Below are 14,543 nucleotides of genomic sequence, written 5' to 3'. Positions count from 1 at the left end.
TCAGGGTGGTGAGGCGGCGTTGTCCGGCGGCAGCTCGATCCCCAATCGTTGCGCCATGGACGTATTCATCGGTGCAGTACCGCAGGGCGGTACGTAGAGGGTCGCCGCTTCGGGCATCTCCGCATCGACCAGCCGGCGAAGCGGCACGCGCAGGATCATCGGCCGGCGCGTCGGGTAGATGGCGGCCACATACACCACCACCTCGTGATCTTCGGGGTAGTCGCGCAACAGGCGGGTCACCAGTTCATCCAGGCCCCGCCTGGTCTTGCCGGGGTCGAAAAAGCCCAGGTTGCCGATCATCGCCACCTGCCACAGGATCAGGTGGGCCCAGGGATCGAAGCGCCGATCGCGCAGCAGGAAATCGGTGGCTTCGAAACTTTGGCTGCCGTGTTTGGCGGGGTCGACCCGCAGGTCCGCGTACAGGCACGCATCGGCAGAGATCGCGGGCATCAACCGCGTTTTGAACCCGGCCTTTTCAGCCGCGCCGAGCAATCGAAAGGTCGGATCGGTAAACACACCCGGGTGTCCGTAGAAGACCACGCACACCCGCTTGCCGGCATGGAGCTCGGTCATGATCGGCGGCACCATGCCCGCGTGGACCTCGCTACGCCGCTTGGCTTCGCGATTGACCGGCAACGGCCGGGCTTCCTTGTTGAGCGTGACCAGCCACTCGGCCGTCAGGACGTCGGCCACATGATAGAAGACCACTTCCGATTTGGTGATCCAGGCCCGAGCCGCCGCGGACAAATGGCTCCCCAACTGAATGCCCGTACCGACCACCGTCAGCGAGCCTCTGTGCATGGCGCCTCCCGATTGCGTGTTTCTGGTTGGACCGTCGTTCGATGCGGAACCCCAGCAGCATAGCAGGTTCGCTTCGAGAGCAAAACACCGTGGCACGGAGGACGGAGCTTCCCATTTGATTCGATTCCCAAACCGCATTGCAGCTTCCATTTTCCACCGAGGATCCGACAAAAACCGCCTGTGAGGGTCAATCTCCTAGGTTTCTCCATATTCACTGCGAATTAGGAGACCACAATGAGGGTAGACAACGGAGCATTCTCAATCGGACCCCCCCCAAGCAATAACACACGAGCAAACGGAACCTGTTCTCCAAAAGACCGACCGAACCCATAACTGTTACCGCAACCTACCCTCCCATCATTCTGACCTAAAGTGTGCGATTCGGGTGGATGCGATGTACAAAGCTGTTGCAGCCCAACAGATTTGTGCCGCGTGCCGCCAAGATTCGCTCGATTTAGGTTTGAACCCCGATTCGTCCTCCCTCTTCGAATCGGGGTATTTTTTTGTCCGCTCATTGCCTCGTGCCCATTCGGAAGCAGGGTCTCCACATCTACCTCCGCGTCCTTTGTGAACTCTCTCGAAACAAAGTGGTGCATCCAACCTGAGCTGGGTCTTGCCGTCGTCAAATCTTGATCAGGAGGGCAGGAATGATGGAAACCAGGAAAAGCAGGACCATGATGTGACACCAAATGCCGATCCTTTCCTGGTTTCCGATGTTCATGGGTTCTTGCTTGATTTTTTGAATGAACGACCCATGGCCCTTCGCGAGAAACCAGGTGGTCTGTTTCTTTCTCGAAATCGAGCGGGTATGCCTGCTGGTTCACGGCTCTCTTGAAACAAAGTTGCTCGGAGTGCCTAATGCCGAGAGATTCGTCGTGCCAGGTAGGTTGGGCCGCTGGCCCGACACATCGAAGCGATCCGCGCTTCGAAAGATCGAGTCGTAAAAGAGCGAAGCAGATAAATCGTGCCTCCGATCTCTCGATGGCGCAAAAGATTTCTATCAAGTCGCTTCGAGTTGGTTGAGCAAGCTGCCATACCGGCCGTGCTCAACCTGCAGGCTTTACACCTCTATTGCACGTACGGGCTCTCCGAGTCGGCTCGCATCGCGTTGTTTCTTTCTCGAAATCGAGCGGGTATTCCCGCTGGTGCGTGGCTCTTATGAAACGAATCCGTTTGGCGTTCCCGAATGCCGAGAGATTCGTCGTGCCAGGTTGGGGCATCAGGGGCGGTAAGCCCGCCGGATGAACTTGCCGAAGCGATCCACGCATCGCAGGTTCGAGACTTGAAAGAGAGATGCACAGCCCATTGCGAGAGCATTGAAGCATTCGGCTTCGGAATGTGCGACCAGCGGTCGCACCTACCTGGCCATACCGGCCGTGCCATACCGGCCCTGCCATACCGGCCGTGCCATACCGGCCGTGCCATACCGGCCCTGCCATACCGGCCCTGCCATACCGGCCGTGCCATACCGGCCCTGCACGACGACCCTCTTTGGCAGCCGGGGACAACTACAATAATCGTCACTTCACCTACAATATATTCATAAATCCTGACCAAGTATCGTCATACAGATGTCGACATTTCGACACATGACCATATGTCGCCAGATTCGACGGTGACTTCTCGCCTCCTTCACCATCGATAACTCCATCATTTCAAATAATTTCAATGCGAACGACACCACTGCCGAATAACTGGAACACCTCTCGCACTTCATACCGGCATTCGCTGGGGCACGATGCGTCGCCCAAATCAAGCGCGACCGGTGGAACATGCTCAGTTACGAAACCCTGGATCGCATCGCCGACTCGTATCTGCCGCTTCTGGCCGTGGTCTCCCTGATCCTCATGGCCAAGGCGCTCTGGAAACGCGCCTGGCCCCTGGCGGTTTGGCGATTCGCCGCCATCTCGAGCGGCATGGTCGTCGCCTACGGCATCATGTACCTGGACCACTTTTGCCACATCTGGCGTTCGATGGGCCTGAATTTCAGTACCCACACCGCCGTGACCTTGACCCTGGTCATTTACCTGGTCGCGACGACGCGGCGCTTCGGTTGGATTTGGCCGCTCACCTGGGGCGCCTACGTCTGCCTGATGCTTTACCAGCGGTACCATTCGCTGTCGGATATCCTCACCACGGCCGTCATCGTAGTCGCCCTGTACGCACCAATCGTCATGGCCGTGGAAAGCCCCAACCAATCGGTCCGCTCGTGGTTGGCGAACGCGGACTGATCACGCCCACCCTAAAGGTCCTTCCCCAACCAAATATCACCATCCGGCACCCTGAAGCGCGCCGGGGATCCATGCCAGTCTCCATTTCCTGATCGAGTCACGCACTCTCCCATAACCCAACTCGAATCAGGATCGGGCGGCCCGGGGTTTGACAACCTTTCTCCCCGGGTCGCCCACTTTTTTCGACCGTGCTCAGAGGTCGTTCAGGAACGAGACCATGTCGAGCACTTCGTTGACGTTGTTGGTGTTGAAGTCGAAATCGCCGTCGTAGTTCGTCGCGTTCTGCCAGGCCTGGAGCGGGAACAGCAGCAACGGCCGCGATTGCACGCCGAACGCGCGTTTCAACTCGGAAATGTTGCCCTGCTCGTCGCGAACGGTGACGACCAGTTCCCCGTCGGCAAGCTCCAGAATGGGGGTCTGAAGTGCCAGGGTCCACACGTGGTCCTCGGACTCGGTGAACAGCGAGGCCAGTTCGGTACCGGGTGCGTTCCCGTTCACCGAGAAGTTGGCGGTGACGCTGAGACTTTCCACGACCAGACCCGAGTAGTAGTCGAAAGCCCCGATGTTCAGTTCGGTCAGAGGCCGCGTTTGCAGACCGGCCCGCGGTGCGCTGATCGTGAGCGTCGGCCGCAGATCGTCGAGGAACCAGCCCATGTTGGTTCGGTTCCCGCCGGTCGCCTCGGTCTCGTTGGCGGGACAACCCAGGTCGATCCAGGTGGCGATCAACATTTTCTGATCCTCGGTCAGGGCCGGAATCGGTTGGTTGGTGTCGGGATGCACGGCGCCGGGCGGCGGCATGATGGTGCCGGTGAAGTCCAGATCGGCCTCGTTGGGGTTGGCCCCATCCGGAAGCGTCGCGGCATTGCCCGGCTCGCTCTCGGTGGGGTGATCCTCGTTGGTCCAGCCGTCCAGGCGCTCGCCGAAGACCTTCCAGACCAACAGGCTGCGCCGACTCTGGAACTTGCGAATGTACCGCGACGCGTTCGTCTGGCGCCAGGTGCCGTTGCTGATCACCGGCGGGTAGCCGTACTGGGCGTCGCTGTCACGAGCCAGGCGGTTGTAGCTGTTCTCGTGACGGTCGACCAGGTGTTCCTCGTCGAGCACCAACTGGGCCTGTGGGTTGGAGGTGCTGTGACAGGGCACGCAAGAGGCCTGCAGGATCGGTTTGATGTCGCGGTAGTACTCGACGTCCACCGCCCGTTCGGCCAGCGTGATCACGTTCGGCTCACCCTGTGCGTCCTTGGAGAGGATCGGCGTCTGGTGCACCAGGTCCGAAATGGTGAAGGTGGGCAACGCGGCCGCGGTTTGCTCGAAATCGGTAGGCATCTCGGCGTGGGCGTGGCAACCGCCGCAATCGGTGCGGACCTCGCCGGGCCGAACCTGGTGCCAGGTTTGAGAGGTGTTCAGGGCCATGCGGTTGCGGTCGAGCGTTTGGAAGGTGAAGGGGACGTCGGCCGGGATTCGGGCCAAGAAACTGGTATCCGGGTTGCCGTCGCCGTCGAGCAGCGGCTGGCCCTGACCGTCTTCCTTGCGCAGGGGGATTTCGCCGAGGATGCGCAGCCGCTCGTTGGCGTGGCTGTCGAAGTTGCGTTGCGCCCCGCAACAGCCGCCATTGGGACCGTAACTGCGGTGACTGGTGGGCTCCATGGCGAGAACGCGCACGGCCCAGATATCGGCATTGGTGTAGAGCCCCGCATCGGACCCTTGAATGCCCCAGTTGGAACTGACGTTGTTCTGGCTGGTGTTGAAGGGATCCAGGCCGTCGAAGCGGCTGCTGCCGCTGCCGGGCGAAGTGTTGCGGTTGTAGAAACTGGAAGTGCCGACGAGACCGAACGGCGTTCCGGCCGGCAGCTCCTCGTGCTCTTCGCCCTCGTTAGGTAGCCAGGGAAGACGGACCGGTTTTTCCACACCGTGGATCGCGCTGTAGGGCAACACCGCCTTGGGCCACTGTTCGTTGTAGTTCGGATCGTTTTTGACGAGCACCAGGTCGGTGGCGTCTTGAGCCGGGAAGTTGTTGGCGAGCAGGTAGATGCCGCCGTCGTAGTAGGGCTGCGGCGTGGGACGCGACAAATCGTTGGCGGGGCCCGGGGTCCAGACCACCAACACTCCGTCGGCGGAGGCCGAGGGATGGGTCACCTTGCCCACACGCACGCTGTTCTGGTTGTCGGGATCGCTCAACGGTGCGGCGTTGTCGTCACCGTGGGTGAACGGCGTCAGGGTTTCCAAACCCACCGGCGAGAAGGGGTAGCGCGTGAAACGCAGGTTGCCGTTACTATGGATGCCCGCCTGAATGGGCGGGTTGCTGTCGTCGTTGGGGAACGGCGATCCGAAGGTCGGCATTTCGGAAGGGTTGGCCGGGAAGGCCAGCAACGCCCCGAAGCCGTTGTTGTTGAGATTGTAGTAATCGACGACCGCGATGCGACCGTCGGTCAACTGGGTCTGGAAGTGAAAGGCCGCGGAGTGTTTGAAGGCACTCATCAGCGGTCCCCAGTTCCGGCCGTCGGGCCAGATCGACCACAGCGCCCAAAGCCGGCGATCGCGCAGACCCTGTGCCTCGTAGGACGAGAACATGACGCGGCCGTCCTTCAGAATGGTGGGGTGCAAGGCCGCGCCGATATTGAGAAAGCCGACCTGCTCCACGTTGCGACCGTCGTCGTCCATCACGTACAACTGCAAACAGACCTGGGTGAACGACTTGTTGGGCATGAAACCGTTGCGGTTGGAAGTGAACATGATGCGCCCGTCCGGCAAGGGACAGGGCCCCAGATTGAGAATGCCGTAGCCCAGGTAGTTCTGATCGTTGGAAGCGCCGGCGCCCACGGGCTCGTCGGTCCAATTGCCGGCCGCCTGGTTGGGCGTCCATTCCCCGAAGGTCAGTCGGGTGATTTCCCGGGTTTCCAAATCCATCTTGTAGATGTCGGCGCCCTGACGCGGCAGGTCCGCCCGCTGCCCGTTGAGGGCGTCGTCGGACATGTCGGGGAAGAGCGAATAGTAAACGGTTTTGGCATCGAAAGAGAGGACCGTATCGGCGACCGCGCCGTCGCCGGCATCGATCAGGACCTCTTCGCTGCCGCCGGGATGCAACAACATCAGGTCGGTGCCGGGCTCCATGCTGGCCGGGTGGAACACCTCGGGCCAAATGGTGTTCTGGCCATCGCCGTAGCGAGGCGCGCGAAGGTAGAGAATGTCGTAATCGACCTGGGCGACGAGCGGTTGGACCGCCAACCAAAGTGCCAAGGCCGCGACGAAGTGCATGATTCGTGGCGCGCGGTGGGGCAAATCTCTGGGAAAAAACATAACTCCTCACACTGAGACAAATAAACTCGACTGACTTCACTTGTTTAGAAAGTCAAAAAGATAAGCGACCATAAAAGCATGAAATCGATATGATTCATTCTGGTGTATGAATCGTCGCAAGATGCACGAAATCCCCCAAAAGTGACGACAATTACGCCGTCCTCGAGGGCAAAAATCCCGCGAGTTGGCATGGTCAAGGCCCGGATGAACGGGTCGGGGCCAGCCCGCACTCCCATTGGGCTCCCGCCTCGCTCGACCTTTTTTGGCGGTCCGCGCTCGAATCCTCATGCTAGAATCGCCCACGCACGCATCGATTTAGTGCCCTATCGGAGCCAGTGGTTTTTGGAACGATTCCTCTGGCTCGGTCCGCGCGACGCCATGCGCGGTGTTTTCGGCCTTCAGGTATCGGGTACCTGCGCAGAATCCGTGACCTCCTGTCTGGTTGGAATCCGCCATCCTTGAACCGACACCGTGCCCAGGCAGCCAAGCGGCCCCAGGCCCCGGCGATGCGCGGGGCGCTGAATGGGCATCAGATAAAAAGAGGCAATTCATGGAACCCGCATCCAACATTCCCGAGTTGGTCAACCTGCTCGATCCCTGGCAGCCCCTACAACACGGCGACCGCAATTTGTACGTCCCCATTTTCGACGGCGTCATCGAGGATCTTCGCGATTCGGTGCTCTACGATGCCAAGCACACCCAGACCCGATTCGTCGCCGGTCAGCCGGGCACGGGCAAAACCACCGCCCTGAATTTCGTGGCCGACGAAGTGGTGCGTGCCAACTTCAGTGTCCGCTTCATTCGCGCCAAGGAAGCGATCGACATCGCCGACGTGGATATCATCGACGTGCTGCTGATCCTCGCGTTCAAGCTCGTCGAGGGTCACCCCATTCTCGAGCCGCACCTGCTCGAAAAATTGCTCAACCTGCAACGTGCCGAGGAAGGCGTCGTCACGGAACCGCGTGAAAACGAAAGACTGGCTCCCCGCAAGCAGGCCCAGGACGCCGAGGACGAGGGCACCCGCCAGAAACCGATGATTCGTTTCAACCAACGCTTTTTCACCCGGCTCTTCCAGGACAAGACCTACCGCCAGATGGCGCGCGATGCCTTCCGCCTCAAAAAATCGGATCTGCTGGATCTGGTCAACGATTTGATCCTGGAATACGAACTCCAGTCCAAGGGTCGTCGTGTCCTCCTGATTTTGGACGACTTGGAAAAAATTCAAGCCCAACCCCAAATCAAGCGACTGTTCGGCGACGATCGCCAATTCCTGCTGGGCCTGCGCTGCAAGAAGATCATCACGATTCCGGTCCACCTCGCCTTTCGTCCGGAGAGCCTGAGCGTGAACCAGGAAATCCACAAAATCGGACTGACGCTCAACGTCAATCCCACGACCGAGGGCGACTTGGCGGAGTGTCCCACCAACAGCGAGGCCAACAAGAAGATCCTGCGCCAGATCCTGCGCAACCGCATGGCCGCAGATGCCGATCTCGTTTCCGACGACGCCATCGACGAGGCCATTCACTATTCCGGCGGCATCCTGCGCCAATACCTGGCGATTCTCCACGCGGCGGCCCGCGACGCGCGGCGCCAGGCCGGAGTTCGCGTCGATCGCGAGCACGTGGTGCGCGGGCGCAGAAAACTGGCGGACATTCAGGCACGCACCATCACATCTCTTTCCCAGATCCAGTTCCTCGAAGGGGTTCGCCTGAAGAACATCCCCTCCTCGCTGGAATCCAAATCCTTCGTGGAAGCCTTGCTATCCAATCAAATCGTGTCCTGCCAATCCGGGGTCCCCTCCTACATCGTGAATCCCCTGATCGAAAACACGGTACGGGTTTGCGCGGCCCGCGAGAACGCGTCTCCTTGACCCACCCACCGGGTCCCGTAGTCGTTGTCCGGGATACCTCGGAACGGCATCGAGCCAATGACCAGGTGACCCAAGGCATTGGATTCAGTTACTTTTCCAGATCAAAATCAGGCGACTCGTGGTAGGCTTTGGCCACCGTCGCATACATGATTTCGGATGCCTACATTCCGTCCAGATCTCCATCTCCCCAAGTAGCCGTACCTTGCACCGATCATCCCTTCGACCCTGCGAGTCCCCATCGTCCGCGATCCGGTCGACGATGCGCTCGATGCGGGCTCGGCCGATGAGCGCACCATCACGGTGAACAGCGACCGCAACACGTGGCGGTCCGGCCCCCCAAATCCGCCTTCGACCCCATCCACCCGGCAAACGCCTTTGCGCGAATTTCCTACCCGATTCACTCCTTCCACTTTTTTGGCAGGTCATCATGGCTCTGGAAAAAGATAAATTGGATGCGCTGCGTATCGACAACGAAGCTTGGCGCGACTCCAGCTCCACCAAATGGATCTGGCTCGCCCTGGTTCTGGCGGCCGTAGCCGGAACCCTGTACTTTTTTTGGCAACGGCAGCCGGAAAAGATCCAGGTGTCCACCGCGCTGGTCCGGACCGAGACGAGTTCGCGCCAAACCACGGTCTTGAACGCCTCGGGGTACGTAACCGCCCGGCGGAAAGCGACCGTTTCGGCAAAGATCACCGGCAAGGTCACCGAAGTCCTGATCGAAGAGGGCATGGAAGTCCGCGTCGGTCAGATCCTGGCACGTTTGGAAGACGTCAACCTGGTCGCGACCCTGAACCTGGCGGAGGCCCAGCTCCAGGCGGCTCGGGCCGCACTGGCCGAAACCGAAGTCCGCATCGCCCAGGCCAAACGGGATCTACAGCGGTCATCCAACCTCCTCGACAAGCACGTCGGCGACGAGGCCACGGTCGACACCGACCGTGCCAACCTGGAAGCGCTGAAAGCGCGAATCGCGGCACAGCGCAGCGAAGTCGCGGTCGCCGAGCGTCAGGTGGCCCTGGCCGAACAGAACCTCGACGACACCATCATTCGCGCTCCGTTCAGCGGCGTGGTGATTTCGAAGGACGCCCAGCCCGGTGAAATGATCTCGCCGGTCTCGGCCGGCGGCGGCTTCACCCGCACCGGCATCGGGACCCTGGTCGACATGGGTTCGCTGGAAATCGAGGTCGACGTCAACGAGAGCTACATCAACCGGGTTTCACCGGATCAGCCGGTCGAAGCGGTCCTCGACGCCTATCCCGATTGGACCATTCCGGCCCGCGTGTTGGCCATCGTGCCCACGGCCGACCGCCAACGCGCCACGGTTCGGGTGCGTATCGGGCTGGATCGAACCGACCCGCGCATCCTGCCCGACATGGGCGTCAAGGTCGCTTTCGCCGAACCCGATCGCGATCGCGAAGCGGCAAGCCAGGCGCCGCGCACCGTAACCCTGATCCCCCAAAAAGCCGTGCGCCGCGACGGCGATGCCACCGTGGTTTTCGTGCTGAATCGGCAGCGCGCGGAACGGCGCAGTATTTCGCTCGGCGATCGCCGCGGCTCCGATGTGGTCGTGATGCGCGGATTGAACGCGGGCGAACGCGTGATCACCGACGGACCCCCCGACCTGAAAGACGGACAAGAGCTTCAGGAGACATCACCATGAACGATATCGCCTCTCCCTCAGCCGAACCCGCGAGCCCGGAACCGGCAGATTCCGCGGAAACCCTGCTCGACCTGCGCGGCATCGACAAAACCTTCAAGCGCGGGTCGGAGGAGATTCAGGTCCTGCAGAAACTCGACCTCCAGGTGCCGCGCGGCGAGTTTCTGGCCCTGATGGGTCCTTCCGGCTCCGGAAAAAGTACCCTGCTCAACCTGATCGGCGGCCTGGATCGGCCTTCGCACGGCGAGATCCACGTGGACAACCACCGCATCGACCGCCTCTCCGATCGCAAATTGGCCACCTGGCGGGCACGGAACGTGGGTTTCGTGTTCCAATTCTACAACCTGATGCCGGTGCTCACGGCGGCGCGCAACGTGGAGCTGCCACTGCTGCTGACCCGCATGAACGGTGCCCGTCGTCGCAAGCACGTGGCCACGGCACTGGACGTGGTCGGCCTCAGCCACCGCGTCAAACACTACCCGCGCCAACTCTCGGGCGGTGAACAGCAGCGGGTGGGCATCGCCCGGGCGATCGTCACCGATCCCCAGCTCCTGCTCTGCGACGAGCCCACCGGCGATCTGGATCGCAAGTCCGGGGACGAGATCCTCGACCTACTGCAGGCCCTGAATCAGCATCACGGCAAAACGATCATCATGGTCACCCACGATCCCCACGCCGCGGAACGCGCTTCGCGCACGCTGCACCTGGACAAGGGACGCCTGAACCGGGAGGACTGACATGCGCTTCCTGTTTCTCATCGCCAGCAACCTCAAGCGCAAGAAACTGCGCACCCTGTTGACGATTCTCTCGATTCTGGTCGCGTTCCTGCTGTTCGGCTACCTTTCGGCGATTCGGGTGGCGCTCTCGTCCGGGGTCGACGTGGCCGACGCCGACCGCCTGGTCATCCGCCACAAGGTCTCGATCATTCAGTTGTTGCCGGAATCCTACGGCCGCGACATCGCCCGCATGGAGGGTGTGGCCCAATTGACCCACGCCACCTGGTTCGGCGGTATCTACCAGGAACCCAAGAACTTTTTCCCGCAAATGCCGGTCCATCCCGACGATTACCTGGCGGTCTATCCCGAGGTCCTGCTTCCCGACGACCAGCTCCAGGCCTGGAAGAACACCAAGACGGGCGCCATCGTCGGCCGCACCACGGCCGACCGGTTCGGTTTCGAGATCGGCGACCGCGTGCCGATCCTCTCGCCGATCTGGCCGCAGAAGGACGGCAACCAGACCTGGGAGTTCGACATCGTCGGCATCTACGACGGCGCGGAACAGGGCACCGACACCTCGCCGTTGTTCTTCCGCTACGATTACTTCGACGAAACCCATATGGGCGACCGCGGCCAGGTGGGCTGGTACGTGCTGCGCGTCACCGACGCCGACCTCGCCACCCAGGTGGCGGAGGCCATCGACGCCAACTTCGCCAACTCGTTCGCCGAAACCAAGTCCGAACCGGAGGGGGCCTTCGTGCAGGCCTTCGCCAAGCAGATCGGCAACATCGCGGCCATCATGATCGCCATCCTGAGCATGGTCTTCTTCACGATCCTGCTGGTGGCGGGCAATACCATGGCCCAATCGGTCCACGAGCGCACCCGCGAATTGGCCGTGCTCAAGTCGATCGGGTTCACGGACCGCGGCACCCTGTTCCTGGTCCTGGGCGAATCGACCATCATTTCGGCCATCGGCGGGCTGATGGGCCTGGGCTTGGCCTGGCTGATGATCTCCGCCGGCGACCCCACCAAGGGCGCCTTCCCGGTCTTCTACTTCCCCGAAAAGGACATCGTCCTCGGGCTTTTGTTGGTCGGGGCCCTGGGCCTGGCGGCCGGCATCTTCCCCGCCCTGCAGGCCAAACAACTCCGCATCGCGGACGCACTGCGCCGCTGAGCCGGCCGCGCAAAGGAGCTGATCGATGATTCATTGGTTGCGCCAAATCTTCGCCATTCTGTCTTTCAGCCTGCGCACCTTGCCCCAACGCAAGGGTTCGATCGCCTCGGCCCTGTTCGGCATCATCGGGGTGGTGGCGGTTCTGGTCGGGGTGCTCTCGATCGGTCAGGGCTTCCGCCGGACGATGGAAGTCGCCGCCTCTCCGGATGTGGTGCTCGTCATGCGCAGCGGCGCCGACACCGAAATGATGAGCGGCCTCCAACGGGAGGAAACGCGCGTCATCGCCTCGACCGAGGGGATCGTGCAGGACGAGGCCGGCCCACTCGCCTCTTCCGAACTGTTCGTGGTCATCAACCTGCCCAAGCGCAGCACCGGCACGGACGCCAACGTGCCCCTGCGCGGCGTGGAGCGAGCGGCATACAAAGTTCGCGACAACTTCGAAATCCTGGAGGGCCGCCCGTTCGAACCCGGTCGCGACGAAATCATCGTGGGACGCGGTGCGGCCCTGGAATTCGCGGGACTGGATCTGGGCAACGAAGTCCAGGTGGGCCAGAACCGCTGGAAGGTGGTCGGCATCTTCGCCGACGACGGCAGCATCTCGGAATCGGAAATCTGGACGGACGCCAGCCTGTTGCAGTCGGCCTACCGGCGCGGCGACTACTACCAGTCGGTCTATTTGAAGCTGCGCGATCCGGCCGAGTTCACCGCCTTCAAGGACCGGCTGCTCAACGATCCACGGCTCCAGGTGCGCGTGCTGCGACAAGGCGAGTACTACGCCGAGCAGTCGGTGCTGCTGTACAACATGATCACCGGGCTGGGCACCCTGATCGCGCTGATGATGGCGGTCGGCGCGGTGTTCGGTGCGCTCAACACCATGTACACGGCCGTCGCCTCGCGCAGCCGCGAAATCGCGACCTTGCGCGCCCTGGGCTTCACCAACAGCCCCGTGCTCATCTCGGTCCTGACCGAGTCGGTCATCCTGGCCCTGGTGGGTGGTGCGGTGGGCGGCCTCCTGGCGTTCGCGGCCTTCGACGGGTTCCGTGCGGCCACCATGAACTGGTCCAGCTTCAGCCAGGTCACCTTCGCTTTCGAGGTCACGCCCGACCTGCTGGTGAAGGGCGTGTTCTACGCCACCGCGATCGGTCTGGTGGGCGGCTTGTTCCCGGCGGTTCGCGCCGTCCGCCAACCCGTCGCCGACGCCCTGCGGGAAGCCTGAGGTGTCGTCGAGGGGCCTGCATCATTTGGGGTTGCAGTTCGACACCAATCCGCTAAGATGCCCACATGATTTCGGGAACGGCACGACACTTCGACATCGCACCAGGCGCACCCAGCGGTTCGCCAATGTCCGCCACGATCCACGTCGCTCGCGGGCTTTCGCCACAGCCGGCCTTTGGCTCGTGGGGGTTGGCGGGCGATGGCGCAGGAAACCTCCGTGCTCGCCGCGGTTCCCGGCAATCCACTGCAGATACGACCTGCGCGAATACATGGGCTGGCGCCGTGTGCGGCGCTCGCATCATTACCACTGAGGGAGCGTGACCTATGCGGATTCGGTCATCATACTTGCTGTTTGCCTGGTGTCTTCTCACCTGTTTTTCCATGGTCGCCACGGCGCAGACCAACGACCGCCGCCGGTTCGAATCGGATGTCTTCAGTCAGAGCGAACTGCTCGACCAACGCATGGAACTCGCCCCCTGGCGGCGAGGGTCCCTGCTTGCCGCCCCCTTGTTGGGACTGCGCAATTCGGGCTACGACTCCAACGTCTTCTCCACCATCTCGGCCCTCGAAGAAGAAGATTTTTCCCTCAACCCCGAGGTGGGCATCCAGACCTATTGGCGCATTTCGCCGCGGTGGGTTTGGGCCAATCGCGCCACCTACGATTACCTCTATTATTTTGATCTCGACGAGTTGCGCGGCTCCCAGTTCGGACTGGAGAGCAAGCTCTACGGACGCTTCAAGCGGCTCTACCTGGAGTTCGGCAGTCTCTACCGCCGCGATACGGGCAACCCCAACTCCGAAACCGAACAGCGCCCCTTCTACGAGCGCGTCATCAGTGATTTCTCACTCGACTACGAGATCATGCCGCGTGGCAGCCTGCACGCCGAAGCGAACCTGAACGACATCGACATTCGCGATACCTCCGATCCCGATCTGCTCGAGCTGGAACACGCCGAACTGAGCACCGAGCTGTCGTTCGTCTACCGCAAGAACGCCATGTTCTGGCCTTCGGTCGGGGTCAAGATCCGGGATTTCGACTTCGATTCGCTCGACAACCCGCGCGACGATTCCCAGTTCGTGCGTTTCTTCGTGGGCGCCCGCAACCGCTACAAGCGCCGGACCCACTACAACGTCACGATCGGTATCGAACAATTGAACTTCGACACGGTGGAAGACATCGACGACGACCTGTTGCTCGTGCGGTCCTTCGCGGAACACCGGCTTTCCCGCAAGTGGTTCGTGCGCGGTGGCGCCAGCCAGCAGCCCATCTTCTCCGTATTCGATCCCTACAATTTCTTCGTCAGTCGCCGCATTCACGTGGGCGGCGGCTACATTTTCTCCAACAAGACGCGCCTCGGTCCGGTCGTCGAGTTCGGCAACAACGACTACCGCAACCCCCGGACCCCCGTCGATGTGCTGCGCGAAGACGATTTGCAGCGATTCACCATCGAGGCCCAATTCCCCTTCCAGCGCTTCTACACCTTCAATGTCTCTTTCGGTTGGTTGGACCGCGACTCGAACATTCCGCTCCAGAGCGACGAGGGCTTTCAAATCCAGACCGAGATCCGTAACGTACGGTTCTGAT

At 61.4% G+C, this 14,543-nt stretch carries 9 protein-coding genes; 7 read left to right on the top strand and 2 right to left on the bottom strand.

All coding sequences use genetic code 11. The features are described from left to right. Nucleotides 1–801 carry an SAM-dependent methyltransferase gene (locus J3U87_RS22270; RefSeq protein WP_237377975.1) on the bottom strand — a complete coding sequence of 267 codons (801 nt, stop codon included), beginning with the start codon at nt 799–801 and terminating at the stop codon, nt 1–3. Nucleotides 802–2,573: 1,772 nt separating this feature from the next. On the opposite strand from J3U87_RS22270, the gene J3U87_RS22265 reads away from it, so the two are divergent. Beyond that, nucleotides 2,574–3,032 carry a hypothetical protein gene (locus J3U87_RS22265; protein WP_237377974.1) on the top strand — a complete coding sequence of 153 codons (459 nt, stop codon included), beginning with the start codon at nt 2,574–2,576 and terminating at the stop codon, nt 3,030–3,032. Between the two features lie 192 nt (nt 3,033–3,224). Here J3U87_RS22265 and J3U87_RS22260 read toward each other — a convergent pair whose 3' ends face one another. Continuing rightward, nucleotides 3,225–6,329 carry an HzsA-related protein gene (locus tag J3U87_RS22260; RefSeq protein ID WP_237377973.1) on the bottom strand — a complete coding sequence of 1,035 codons (3,105 nt, stop codon included), beginning with the start codon at nt 6,327–6,329 and terminating at the stop codon, nt 3,225–3,227. A 550-nt stretch (nt 6,330–6,879) separates the two neighbouring features. Here J3U87_RS22260 and J3U87_RS22255 point away from each other — a divergent pair. From J3U87_RS22255 to J3U87_RS22230, 6 genes are all read left to right on the top strand, one after another. Further along, nucleotides 6,880–8,199 (top strand): hypothetical protein, encoded by a 1,320-nt coding sequence (locus J3U87_RS22255; RefSeq protein ID WP_237377972.1) that lies wholly within the window; start codon nt 6,880–6,882, stop codon nt 8,197–8,199. Nucleotides 8,200–8,626: 427 nt separating this feature from the next. Further along, nucleotides 8,627–9,856: an efflux RND transporter periplasmic adaptor subunit gene (locus tag J3U87_RS22250; RefSeq protein ID WP_237377971.1), complete on the top strand. Its 1,230-nt coding sequence runs from the start codon at nt 8,627–8,629 to the stop codon at nt 9,854–9,856. Further along, nucleotides 9,853–10,590: an ABC transporter ATP-binding protein gene (locus J3U87_RS22245; protein ID WP_237377970.1), complete on the top strand. Its 738-nt coding sequence runs from the start codon at nt 9,853–9,855 to the stop codon at nt 10,588–10,590. The genes J3U87_RS22250 and J3U87_RS22245 overlap by 4 nt, the downstream gene beginning before the upstream one ends. 1 nt (nt 10,591) lies before the next feature. Beyond that, nucleotides 10,592–11,743, top strand: a complete 1,152-nt coding sequence (locus J3U87_RS22240; protein WP_237377969.1) for an ABC transporter permease — start codon at nt 10,592–10,594, stop codon at nt 11,741–11,743. Between the two features lie 25 nt (nt 11,744–11,768). Further along, complete coding sequence (locus J3U87_RS22235) at nt 11,769–12,959, top strand: ABC transporter permease (RefSeq protein WP_237377968.1); 1,191 nt, start codon at nt 11,769–11,771, stop codon at nt 12,957–12,959. Between the two features lie 323 nt (nt 12,960–13,282). After that, a complete protein-coding gene (locus J3U87_RS22230) occupies nt 13,283–14,542 on the top strand; it encodes a hypothetical protein (protein WP_237377967.1) in 1,260 nt (419 codons plus the stop codon). Nucleotide 14,543 lies beyond the last annotated feature (1 nt).

The organism is Sulfidibacter corallicola, assembly GCF_017498545.1.
GTDB classification, from domain to species: domain Bacteria; phylum Acidobacteriota; class Holophagae; order Acanthopleuribacterales; family Acanthopleuribacteraceae; genus Sulfidibacter; species Sulfidibacter corallicola.
Note: the sequence above shows the minus strand (reverse complement) of the source record. Positions and strands in the feature narration are given on the sequence as shown.

What these genes read in the sequence shown, in the direction of transcription:
- J3U87_RS22270 (WP_237377975.1), bottom strand. Translation starts at nt 801, where the DNA reads ATGCACAGAGGCTCGCTGACGGTGGTCGGTACGGGCATTCAGTTGGGG.
- J3U87_RS22265 (WP_237377974.1), top strand. Translation starts at nt 2,574, where the DNA reads ATGCTCAGTTACGAAACCCTGGATCGCATCGCCGACTCGTATCTGCCG.
- J3U87_RS22260 (WP_237377973.1), bottom strand. Translation starts at nt 6,329, where the DNA reads ATGTTTTTTCCCAGAGATTTGCCCCACCGCGCGCCACGAATCATGCAC.
- J3U87_RS22255 (WP_237377972.1), top strand. Translation starts at nt 6,880, where the DNA reads ATGGAACCCGCATCCAACATTCCCGAGTTGGTCAACCTGCTCGATCCC.
- J3U87_RS22250 (WP_237377971.1), top strand. Translation starts at nt 8,627, where the DNA reads ATGGCTCTGGAAAAAGATAAATTGGATGCGCTGCGTATCGACAACGAA.
- J3U87_RS22245 (WP_237377970.1), top strand. Translation starts at nt 9,853, where the DNA reads ATGAACGATATCGCCTCTCCCTCAGCCGAACCCGCGAGCCCGGAACCG.
- J3U87_RS22240 (WP_237377969.1), top strand. Translation starts at nt 10,592, where the DNA reads ATGCGCTTCCTGTTTCTCATCGCCAGCAACCTCAAGCGCAAGAAACTG.
- J3U87_RS22235 (WP_237377968.1), top strand. Translation starts at nt 11,769, where the DNA reads ATGATTCATTGGTTGCGCCAAATCTTCGCCATTCTGTCTTTCAGCCTG.
- J3U87_RS22230 (WP_237377967.1), top strand. Translation starts at nt 13,283, where the DNA reads ATGCGGATTCGGTCATCATACTTGCTGTTTGCCTGGTGTCTTCTCACC.